Source organism: Paenibacillus sp. 01L418 (assembly GCF_056400045.1).
This window is the reverse complement of sequence record NZ_JBFTSN010000206.1, coordinates 1-11,112: the sequence shown is the minus strand read 5'-3', so window position 1 is coordinate 11,112 and position 11,112 is coordinate 1. Positions and strand designations below refer to the sequence as shown.

9 protein-coding genes are annotated in these 11,112 nt (G+C 42.5%); 1 reads left to right on the top strand and 8 read right to left on the bottom strand.

Features of this window, described 5'->3' with window-relative positions; genetic code table 11:
- Window positions 1-570 precede the first annotated feature (570 nt).
- Window positions 571-1,599, bottom strand: a complete 1,029-nt coding sequence (locus AC1DSE_RS21235) for a Kiwa anti-phage protein KwaB-like domain-containing protein (protein ID WP_477528151.1) — start codon at window positions 1,597-1,599, stop codon at window positions 571-573.
- Between the two features lie 118 nt (window positions 1,600-1,717).
- On the opposite strand from AC1DSE_RS21235, the gene AC1DSE_RS21230 reads away from it, so the two are divergent.
- Window positions 1,718-2,443: a M48 family metallopeptidase gene (locus tag AC1DSE_RS21230; protein WP_477510112.1), complete on the top strand. Its 726-nt coding sequence runs from the start codon at window positions 1,718-1,720 to the stop codon at window positions 2,441-2,443.
- A 13-nt stretch (window positions 2,444-2,456) separates the two neighbouring features.
- Here AC1DSE_RS21230 and AC1DSE_RS21225 read toward each other — a convergent pair whose 3' ends face one another.
- The 7 genes from AC1DSE_RS21225 to AC1DSE_RS21195 form a co-directional block, all read right to left on the bottom strand.
- On the bottom strand, window positions 2,457-5,396 hold the full coding sequence (locus tag AC1DSE_RS21225) for a type I restriction endonuclease subunit R (protein WP_477510111.1): 2,940 nt from the start codon (window positions 5,394-5,396) through the stop codon (window positions 2,457-2,459).
- The gene (locus tag AC1DSE_RS21220) at window positions 5,393-6,712 is read right to left on the bottom strand and encodes a restriction endonuclease subunit S (protein WP_477528150.1); all 1,320 of its coding nucleotides are present in this window, start codon (window positions 6,710-6,712) and stop codon (window positions 5,393-5,395) included. Before AC1DSE_RS21220 ends, AC1DSE_RS21225 begins: the two co-directional genes overlap by 4 nt.
- Complete coding sequence (locus AC1DSE_RS21215; RefSeq protein ID WP_477510109.1) at window positions 6,702-8,183, bottom strand: type I restriction-modification system subunit M; 1,482 nt, start codon at window positions 8,181-8,183, stop codon at window positions 6,702-6,704. Before AC1DSE_RS21215 ends, AC1DSE_RS21220 begins: the two co-directional genes overlap by 11 nt.
- A gap of 137 nt (window positions 8,184-8,320) precedes the next feature.
- Window positions 8,321-8,638: a pyrophosphohydrolase domain-containing protein gene (locus AC1DSE_RS21210; protein ID WP_477510108.1), complete on the bottom strand. Its 318-nt coding sequence runs from the start codon at window positions 8,636-8,638 to the stop codon at window positions 8,321-8,323.
- Window positions 8,639-8,653: 15 nt separating this feature from the next.
- Window positions 8,654-9,679 (bottom strand): HNH endonuclease family protein, encoded by a 1,026-nt coding sequence (locus AC1DSE_RS21205; protein WP_477528149.1) that lies wholly within the window; start codon window positions 9,677-9,679, stop codon window positions 8,654-8,656.
- A gap of 44 nt (window positions 9,680-9,723) precedes the next feature.
- Complete coding sequence (locus AC1DSE_RS21200) at window positions 9,724-10,491, bottom strand: DUF7662 domain-containing protein (RefSeq protein ID WP_477510106.1); 768 nt, start codon at window positions 10,489-10,491, stop codon at window positions 9,724-9,726.
- On the bottom strand, window positions 10,488-11,112 hold a 625-nt coding region (locus AC1DSE_RS21195; RefSeq protein ID WP_477528148.1), incomplete at its 5' end, for a GIY-YIG domain-containing protein. The genes AC1DSE_RS21200 and AC1DSE_RS21195, both read right to left, overlap by 4 nt.

Sequence of the window (11,112 nt, the reverse complement as noted above, 5' to 3'; positions counted from 1 at the left end):
CTATGATCCTGTTCGTTATTCGAACAAAGTTCTCTTTATTGAATGTATCTACACTAACACTAGTCCGATGTTTAGGCATAATGACACTATAGTTAGATCCTGGAGAAGTTCCTTTGTACAAATTGAAAAATATGAATATTAGTGGATTGATAAGCAAATTTTCACTACGATGCAGAAAGATAGTAAGCAAGATTAAAATAAACAGCATCTCGAATAATTGCTGCGATGTTGTATTGTCGTTAATTAAATTGAAGGTGAAGAATGGAAGAAGAAAAAAAGACAAGAAATCACTCATAGTGGTGTTTGCCAGATTTTCAGATGTTATTACAACGTTTGACTTCAACTTACTATTAGTGGCCATTCGGATTCTTACAAATGCCAACAATATAATAAGTATGAGTAACGAAGCCAAGAACATTAACAAAAACATATTCACATTTTTATCTATATTCCTAATCATTAACAAAAGAAATAAAGGAAACTGAGCTCCAATCAAATAAAGGAAGTAAAATAAGAAATAAACTCTCCTCACCACCTTCGCACTTGCTTATTGGAAGTATATAATCCAGCTTATGCCGTAACAGTTGCAGATTTGTTTAGCTTACCGAAGGTCTTGTAATATACAAGTTCCCCTTCAATGTTCTGGGCCATTCTATTTGAGAACAAATACGTAAGAAACAGTGATGCAATCTTTCCATCCGTAACAGTTAGCTTGTTCGTACTAATATCAAAATTCACACCTACCTGATACTCCATACAGAAGGTAGATATTGCTTTCTCATTTTTTTTAACATAAGCTTTCATCTCAGTCTTATTCATCCTAATCATTGAAACCGAACGAGCCATGTAACCTTTSTTTAACTCTGGAACCGCTAAATCAAACCCTTCTATCAGTTGACTATCAGTTAGTGTCTTCATAGCTTCTAGTTTCTTGCGTAATATTTGGCTATCGAAAGAAAATGCTTTCTCAAAATATTCCACTGAAGCTATGTAGTAGCTCTTAGCTGTCATTAAGAATGATATGTTGTTCTTTAACTTGTAGTATTTTTTCTCCTCGATATTCTTCAATTGGTTTTTGAGTAGTGTTCTAATACTGGTCGTTGCAAGGCTAGTATGGGATTGATTGCAGAAGGCTAGTATTTTAGAATTGCCAATCAACAACCTATGTACTATCAATTTGACTTCATCATTGGGCGGATAACCGTTTCCTTCGTAATTGTGAATTTTAATTTCAGGTTGATCTTCACTATTCTCCCTATGGCTAATGGCGTACTCTGAATTTTCTGCAAATGCTTCTTGAATCCTGTTTGAGCTGAGGAGTAATCCATCGTTATTATACTTATATATAAAATCAGGATCTTTGTCCTCTAGCCTGTACTCCTCTACATACTTACTACTAAGTAATTTCATTTCATCAATTATTATTTTTCTATCGCTTATAGTCATATCGATATTTTTTATGTACCAATTCTTATATGAGCTCGAAACCTTAACAAAGAAAGAAGTATCATACACTACATGATCCCAAAAGGTATCTAATGTGATTCCCTGTGTTACAAGATCAACATCGCTCAGTATTTCTTCAATCAACTTCTCCAACTCAATCCCCCCTTGCATCAGTAAGTTCGACATAGATCGTCAGTTACCTGCTTTCATTTGACCGAACTGTAAATATCAATTAGACTTCTGAATAGTACGTTACTTAGGAGCAACCAACATGCCTGAATATCAATATGGAAACACAACGATTGAATATACATTGGAACAAAAACCTGAAGCCAAGGATATCATTATTTCAGTCGATTGGATTGATGGCGTTAAAGTTATATCACCGCCATCGGTTGACGAATTAAAGCTACAGGAAGTACTACATAAGAAGTCTCCATGGATCATGAGCAAATGGTTTGAGTTCGAAGAGATAACGACGCCACCGAATCCCAAAGTATACGTAAGTGGTGAAAAGTTCCTCTATATTGGAAGATCATATCGACTCAAAGTGCAGAAGGTGAACATGGATACCCCATCTCTAATGTTTCAAAAAGGCCGCTTCAATGCTTCTGTATCCTCCAAATTGACGAACACTGAAGTTTCTGAGCTTCTGCGCCCCCTTTTTGTTAACTGGTACATGCAACATGGACAAGCTAAGCTTAACGAGAGGTTGCATATATATGCTCCCAAGATGGGTGTATCCCCTTTTAAGCTGCAACTTAAGGATCAAAAAATGCGTTGGGGATCTTGTACGATGGATAATGCCATATACATCAATTGGCGCATCATGATGGCACCGATGAAAGTAATTGATTATGTACTTGTCCATGAAATGGGCCATTTGAAGTATCCAAACCATTCGGCAGACTTTTGGCAGTTCGTGCGTACCATCTTGCCTGATTACGATGCACGTAAAGATTGGCTTAGGGTCAATGGCCCATTATTAACGCTATAACAAAACCAGTCCGTTATCTCTTGTAATGTACCTCAGCCAGTGCTGCCAGCTTCAAAGTTAGCTCTTCGAGTTGATCTTTCGGGCATTTTGCCACGCGGAGTTGCTGCTTTATCTTTTGCCTCATCTCCCGCTTGACGTCATCTTTATTTGTCCACTCAATGACAGCATGCTCGATAATCTTCTCTGTAAGGATGAGCGTCAAATCCCTCAGTACTTCCTTATCGTCCTCTGAAACGAAATATTGCTCCAGCATCTGATAAAATGGATACTGCTCCCGTGCCAAACCTTGTATCTGGCTTTTGGTGGCGGTATCCCGCATGCCATCGATGATTCCGCGAAGCTTTTCTGCATACTCCAAAATATCCATCTGAAGCTGCTTACGCGCCTCGATCAGCTTCTCCAGCTTCTCTTTCAATGAAGTATAATACACAGGGTTTTCTTGAATCTTGACCCTGATTTCATGGCGTATCGCATGCTCCATCTCGGAAGCTTTGGCTTCGTTGCTATTAAGCTCATCTACCTTCTTCTCGAACTTACTGGATAAGATATCAATGGGTTCATGCAAGATTTCAACGGAAGAAGCTCGCATATGCTCCGCAATTAGCTGCTTAACCTTCTCGCCGCAATCCGAGATATCCATGCTTTCATCACGGTAACGGGACTTCGCTAGCTGGCGAACCTTGCCTACAAATTGAAGATCACTAACATATGGTTGCGCCCTCGGATCTGGCATGATCATATCCATGCTTGAAGCGAACCGCTTAAAGGCTAGCTCAAACTGTTGCCGAACATCCTCTGGCTCAAGAACCTGGATACACGACTCCACATCATCTTTTCGGATGTAGTCAAAGAACTTCATCGCTGCTCTGTGGCGGGTCTGAAGACGTGGAATCTCGCTATCTATAGGCATGAGAGCACCTTGGATGTCTTGCTTAGAGAAAATAGCCAGCGCCTTCTCCAAGAAACGTGACACACCAAAGTAATCGACAATCAGGCCGTAATCCTTCTTCTCGTAGGTACGATTGGTTCTTGCTATCGCTTGAAGCAGGTTATGTTCCTTGAGTGGCTTATCCAAATACATGACCTGTTCAATGGGTGCGTCGAATCCAGTAAGCAGTTTATCACAAACGATAATGAAAGCTAGCTTATCTTCAAACAGCGGCTTCTTAAAGCGAGCAATTATGGCTTTCTCATCATCTTTGCTAATATGATGCTTCTTAAGGTGCTCCTTATCGTCTGTACCCGCCGAGAATACGATAGCCGAGTCAAGATCACTGAGCTCGTCCAGCTTCTCCTTGTACATAACTGCCGCTTCGCGTGTGACCGCTACGATCTGCGCCTTGAACCCATTAGGCATGATATGAGTTTCATAATGTTTGATAATGTCGAGTACAATCTGCTCGATACGCTTAGGTGATGCAATAATAGCCTCTTCCGTAGCGTACTTTTTCATGATTCGCTCCCGCGTCTTCTCGTCATACTCACGGAATTTACGGTCAAACAACTGATCTAACGTTTCGCCCTCTACATGCAATTGCGTTAGTCTTGCCTCATAGAAGATCGGTACGGTTGCGCCGTCATCAACCGCTTGTTCGATTGTGTATTTATCGATATAAGGACCAAACGTGCGCGTCGTGCTCTTATCTTCCTTATCAATCGGTGTTCCCGTAAAGCCCAAATAACAGGCATTCGGTAGCCCTGTGCGCATGTTCATGGCTAGGCCTTTATACTGCGACCGATGGCTTTCGTCGACCATAACAATGATGTTCTCTGCATCGGAGAGCTCAGGGAATTTGTCTTCGTCATTACTCGTTTGAAACTTCTGTACAAGTGTCATGACCGTCGAGCCTGGGCCCTTCCTTAGTAGCTCTTTAAGCCGAGCCACACTAGAAGCCTGTTGTGGATTGGCGAATCCGCAGCGGCGGAATGTCTTCGTAATCTGATCATCCAAATCTGAACGGTCTGTTACGATGACAATGCTAGGGTTCTTCAAAGATTCAATGCGACGTAGCTTAACAGCTAAATAAAGCATTGTAAGGGATTTGCCGCTGCCCTGCGTATGCCACACGACCCCTCCGCGTTCACGAGGTGACTTTGCGGTCATCAATCGGTTAATGGCTTTATTGACCGCACGGAACTGCTGGTATCTAGCTAGCTTCTTGATCATTCGTCCATTCTCAGGTTCAAAGACGATGAAGTTCTGGATGAGATCGAGCAAATTAGATTTCGAGAGCATACCCGTGACAAGTATATCTTGAGGCGTCGGATGATCGCCTACTTCGGGAGACGTTAATGGATATGGATCTTTCCACTCTCCAAAATGCTTAAGCTGCGCGCCTATTGTACCTGCTTTAGCTCGGTCATTGCTCGTTGCGATCATGAACTGATTATAGTGGAATAGGTATTCACATTGACCTTGATATCTTCTCAACTGCTTAACAGCTTTACCAATCTGTTCGTCCACAGCTACCATCGGGCTTTTGCATTCAATCACAACGAGCGGAATTCCGTTTACATAGACGAGCAGATCGGGACGAATGGTGCCGCTGGCATCAGTGATGCTATATTGATCGACGATGAGGAACTCGTTACTTGATGGATAGTCAAAGTCGATGATCTTGACCGTTTGGTTCTTCTTGCCCTTACCCATGTCTTGCAGGATGGAAGTATAGTTCACGAGAATACCATGGAACGCTTCGTTGGCTTCCATTGGGCTTGTTGCTTCTATGTAGGTGATGCTGCGTACGATCTTATTGAGGTTAGTGTCGTTGATCCAAGGATTTAGCCGTTTGAGTGCGTTGATTAAACGATTATGCAAGATGACCGCACGAGTAGACTCACGCTCCGCATCCAAAGTAGAGCCATGAATATGCTCATAGCCCATCTCTTTGAGTTGCTCGATAAGTCTATTCTCAACAAGATGCTTCTCGTTCCATTCGCTTGTTGAGCTCACGTGGTCACCGCCTCTTGATCGTCTACTTTGACGCGGACTTTGCCTGTTAGGAGGACTTGCATCAAACCGTTCTTTAAGCGTTGTAGTTGATTTAGATTCCGTTGTTCAGTGATGATCTTACCATTGATAGATGAAATAATATCAGCAATCTTCTTCTGTTCTTCTATAGGAGGAATTATGTGCAAAAAAGAGCGTTGTACAGTAATTGGCACCTGATTCCTGGTTGATTGTTTCATCACTCTGCTGTACTGGTTAACAAAACATGGCGATTGCATATAACATCCCAAATATAGATTGTTCACCTTCTCTGGGTTACATCTGTAATAAGTAAGTGTAGTGCTTAAGACGACAAGTTGGAGTTGTGTTTCTAATATAGCAATTGGGCCAACTGTAGCATTATGTGCGAAAAGAACATCATTGTTTTGTGATAACCCTTTTTTCAACTGAGCAGCTCTTTCAAGAGTCAGATATTTGACCTTTGACCAGTCAACTCTGCCATTTGCTAAGCAGTTTGCTGATAAGTAAGGTACACCTTCTTCAACAAATTCTTCTGACTTAGGATAGTATGAGCCATGATTCCCGTCGAGGTGGCTAGTAATATAACCTTCTTCAATCATTGAATTAAGTGACATCACTTCCCACGCCTCAGGAATCTCTCCAACCTCCGTCTGTTTGAACTTCGTATGTCCCATCCCCTTGGTAAGAAGTTGCTGCATGAGCCCCTTCTTGACCTTCTCTGTTTGTTCAATGATGGCCTCAGTTGTGGAAATATTATTATCAACAGTAGTAAGGATAGCAGCAATCTTCTGTTGTTCTTGAATAGGTGGAATAGGTATGGACACTCGTTTAATGTCTTTTAATACTATTCTCTTGATCGCCGATCCACTTCTGAACTTCTCTAGATTAAAGTAAAAAAAGCTTGATTCAAAGAAGTGTTTTAAATAAAACGGGTTAAGCAAGTCGTTTATCGTACGAATAATAGCAATTGATGAAAGCAGTACGATATTATCTGTTTGATTATAAACAAGTGTCTTCCCTATTGTGCCATCTTTAGAAAGTAAAACATCTCCTTTTTCTGGAGCACAGGAATTCCTTTTTAAATCATTAAAGTCTTGCTCTGAAATCCGCCTACAAGAAGACACGTCGATTTTGTGTTTCTTCATATTTTCAACTGTGGCGATAGGCTTTCCACCCTCATAAGTCTTTGGTGAATTATGAGCACCGTCTGTTATTTTACTTGTTAATGTATCAAGTTGCATATACTCCCAGTCAAAAGGAATAGCTCCTATTTCGGTTTCCTTATTTTTAATCAGCATAACCCAACTCCTTCAGGAAGCCGTACATAATAATCTCTATTTCTTCCCGTTCTTCCTCTAACTGACGCAACTGGGCTAATGCTTCCTCTACATCGATCTGCTCTTCTTCCTCAGCAGTATCAATATACCGTGCGATGTTAAGGTTATAGTCGTTCTCTCGGATCTCCTTGATCTCAACCACTCTGCAATACTTCTCTTTTTCTTCCCATTTGTCGTATGCCGATACGATCTTCTCGATATCTAGATCACGAAGGACGTTCTGATTTTTTCCTTCTTGGTAGTCCTCCGCGCCATGAATAAACAGCACTTGCCCTTTCTTTTGTGCCGCTTTGTTTCGATTAAAGATCACAACACTTGCTGGAATACCCGTACCATAGAAGAGGTTCGATGGCAGGCCGATAATTGCTTCAACAAGATCCTCTTCAAGCAATCCTTTACGAATTGCCCCTTCTGCACCGCCGCGGAAGAGTATGCCATGCGGCATAACTACGCCTGCTTTACCTTCATGATTAAGGGTTGATACCATGTGTTGAACGAATGCGAGATCCCCTTTATCCTTAGGAGGCAGACCAAATCGGAAACGGCCCAGTGTATCCGCTTCTGCTTCTTCACGTCCCCAGTTACTTAAGCTAAACGGAGGATTCGCGATTACTCGGTCATAAAGAATGAGCTCTCCATCCTCAAGCAATTTGGGTTCACGAATGGTATCTCCTTTTGCAATCCAATGGTCGCTAAGCCCGTGCAGAAGTAGGTTCATTTTACAGATAGCCCAGGTGTTGAGGTTGCGCTCTTGACCATGCAGAGTCAGGTTACGTGGGTTGCCGCCTTTGGATTTGATGTAGTCGACAGATTGAATAAGCATACCGCCAGATCCAACGGTTGGATCGCAGACACGCATGCCTTCTTCTGGTTTAATTAGATTGACAATCAGTTCAACGACCTTATTTGGCGTGTAAAACTCTCCGCCCTTCTTCCCTGCATCGTCAGCAAACTGTTTAATGAGATATTCATAAGCGCGGCCAAGCATATCGGGCTCAGACAAGTCACCGTTGGAAAGTTCAATTGCCGAAAAGTGTTGAATGAGACGCTGCAGGAGCTTGTCAGGCAGCTTCTCTTTGTCGTTAAAGTCAATGGTTGCCAGCACACCTTGCAACGATGCATTCTCTTCCTCAAGAGCCTCAAACGCTTTATTAATCCCGTCTCCAATGTCTTGCGTCAACGTTTGGATGTTCTGCCAGCGTGCACGTTCAGGAACGAAAAATTGATGCTCGTCGCGATCGTACCAGCCGTAGTTGTCCCCCTCTTCCGTCTCGATGCGTTTTGCGGTTTCGACAAACACGTCATTCAGCCGTTTCAGGAACAACATGCCAAAGATGTAGTTTTTATAGTCAGAGGAATCGATACTACCACGCAGGATGTTAGCGGATTCCCATAAGTGCGATTCCAATTGTTGTAGTGTAAGTTTGCTCATAATGCCTCCAGATTGTATTTAAGACTTAAGTACTATGTCTTATTTCGACATGTGAACGACAAGTTCCTTCTAATCCAAGTATGGACAATATCACAACAAAGCAAAAGAGCACCCTATAGGTGCCCCTGAAACAATCGTTAGTCGACACTAATCAGGAATAGCTTTTGGGCGAATCCACCACGATCTTCTTTTTTTGCTAAACGGACTTGATCGAATTCATCAAGACTTACATTTTTGCTCCCCACAATTGCGTAAATAACCTCAACGATATCTGCCAGTTCGGCTATTTGCTCGGTGTCGCTGGCTTCTTCGAACTCCTGCAGCTCTTCGTGAAGCTTCTTATTAAGCATTTCACAGTACTCACGATCACTCAATGTACGCAACTCAAATGTCTTGCCGTTCATCTCCATGATCTCTGGGATTTTGTCACGGATAAGTTTGTTGTATACTTTCATAATTGCCTCCTTAGATTAGAACGCTGGAGAAAGTTCAAATATTGGCTGCCAGCGATGAATAAGTGCATTAATAGCCAACTTATCAAATTGGAGGAGGAAAGAATGCCTGTCCTTCTCCACCTTGCCAGTTTGCAAAATCAGTGTCTCACGGAGAGGATGATGACTCTCAATAAAGAAATTATTACGCTTATGCAGCCTCTCCAGTAAGCGGATCGAAGGAATTCTAGCAAATTTGCCGTTATCCCCTCTATTACAGGACTTGCAGGCCAGCACGAGATTCCAGACGCCATCTAGATTCACTGATGTTTGTCGCTTAAGTGTATGTGGGAAGAAATGATCCACATCAGCCAGATCATCTGAAGTAGGATCAACCGTTATATCTCGAAAGCAGTAGAAGCATTTCCCTTTTTGATATCCATTTAACGCATGCCGAGCCGATGTAACAGCTGTTCTTCTTAGCTTATCTTCCTGAGCGTAGAATAGGTTGTCTGATTCATCATAATGTACAGCTATTAATGATGACTTCATTCCGAGCTTCCATGYCGTCTCTACTAAGTTCCATCTAGCTTCAACTTCATAAGGCAGATTCGGATTCTGAACAGACTCCATAAGACGGAAGATGTCGTCGGTAAGGACAATCCCCTTCTGTTTTCCATTCATAGCTTTCTCAAAAAACTTAACAGGAATCTCCTCGCGGTTGACTACATGGAAAGCATCCAGGACGTTCGCATAGCCAAATTTTAAAGTCGTACGGATAAGCTCAGCTTTGTCTAATGTCCCAGCATTATAGTTCCTACAAGCATCAATGAACGTGCTGGATTTTGATGTAATCTGTTTATCGTTAAGCTTGAGATGCTCAAGAATATGCCTAGAGAATGGCTCCGAAAGATCCTCAAGAGGAATAAAAGTATTTGCACTTGGCGATACCTCCAAGAGGGACTTGGCTAATGCGAATTTGTAAGAAGCAACGTTCTGACCGAAAAGTATAACTGAACGCCAGTAGGATTCAAGTGATGGATATTCTTCTGTAAATTGTGACATTAGTGCCTCCTGACTGATGAGCAAGTGTAATTTACGGATTGTGGTTACTCAACTTGAATTCGACTGAATGTGATCAGGGAAAGCGATATCGATTGAACCTCCCAATCAGCAAGCAGCCATGCTTTGGCATGAGAATGCGAGATATCATTCGCCCACCATGCACGGTGTTTGACTGATGAAGCAGGCAGCGCAAATCCAACGATCTCTTCTATTTGCTCGCTCGTCAACGTAATAACCGACTCACTAGCCGCAAAAAGGTAATTATATAACGGAGTATACTTCCCAATCGATGGAGCAGCCTTACTCTCTACCTGAACACGCTCCCTTATCGCTGTAACTAGTGACGTGTGCGCAATCGGCGCTCTGCCTTCTAACGCTTGTGATAGCCTTTGAAGCATATAGCCGATTCCTTTGCAGTCATGCAGAGGAAGCTCGATCTGCTGCCCTGACTTGAATATTGCCTTCACGCGGTCAACATAGTGTTTTCCACCTAGAACGGTTATCTCATCGAACTCAAACAAACCAGATTGCATGGCTTGATGTTCCAGAGCTTCTATCGTAATGGTTTCCGATGAAGGCTTGATGAAGGAAACGTTATAAGCTTCAGGCACCGTATCGCCAGGAAATAAAAATCCGTGCTTTGCAGATAAAACCACCCAATGGTCAAAGAAAGCACGGGCATAGCGTTGGCAACTAGAAGCAAATACCCCCGTATAGACATCTTCGGCTCTTTGCGGCCCTGCATTCAGATTCGAATCCCATACTTTCGCCGAACCGCAAGGAATAATACAAAGCCTCTTCTTATTACTCATCGGCACAATTCCACCAATCTTAACATGTCTTCAGAACTTAATGGTTCCTTGTACAACTCATTGACCTGCCATAGACCGCTATTTCGAATCTTTAGTACWGGAGAAGACATTCCAAGCCAGCGCACGGACGGCCCGCACTCCTGACATGCTGCTACGGTAGAGACAATACGCGATTCAAGATATAATCGTTCTTCTTTACTTGGCACTTCCAGTACGCAGAACGAGAAATTCTGCTGGATGTATTCACTTACCCTGAGTTCGATCTCCTGCTGATAGGTTGCGTCTATTAACGGTCCATGCTTCGCCTTGCCTTCAGATGAAGTACAATCTAGCTCCCATACCTTGAGATATGGGTCGRCTGCTCGATGCAGTATGCATCTACCAATATTCTTCCGAAAGATGCTGCGGTCTTTATTCACATGAACAAAATGCTGCTTCAAACGTGATCGAAGCTGATTCACGCCCCTATGTGTTCCGATTCGTACGATACGGTCAGCATCATGTCCAGTCTCGTTCTTCTCAAAGACAATATATATTCCATTCTTCGGAATGAGCTTGTCATTGATCGGGAAGTGAAATCTCGGCAACTCATTCACTATCCGATGTAGTTCAGTACATAAA

Coding starts and splice junctions, on each gene's coding strand:
- AC1DSE_RS21230 (WP_477510112.1), top strand. CDS start 1,718: ATGCCTGAATATCAATATGGAAACACAACGATTGAATATACATTGGAA.
- AC1DSE_RS21220 (WP_477528150.1), bottom strand. CDS start 6,712: ATGCTGATTAAAAATAAGGAAACCGAAATAGGAGCTATTCCTTTTGAC.
- AC1DSE_RS21215 (WP_477510109.1), bottom strand. CDS start 8,183: ATGAGCAAACTTACACTACAACAATTGGAATCGCACTTATGGGAATCC.
- AC1DSE_RS21210 (WP_477510108.1), bottom strand. CDS start 8,638: ATGAAAGTATACAACAAACTTATCCGTGACAAAATCCCAGAGATCATG.
- AC1DSE_RS21200 (WP_477510106.1), bottom strand. CDS start 10,491: ATGAGTAATAAGAAGAGGCTTTGTATTATTCCTTGCGGTTCGGCGAAA.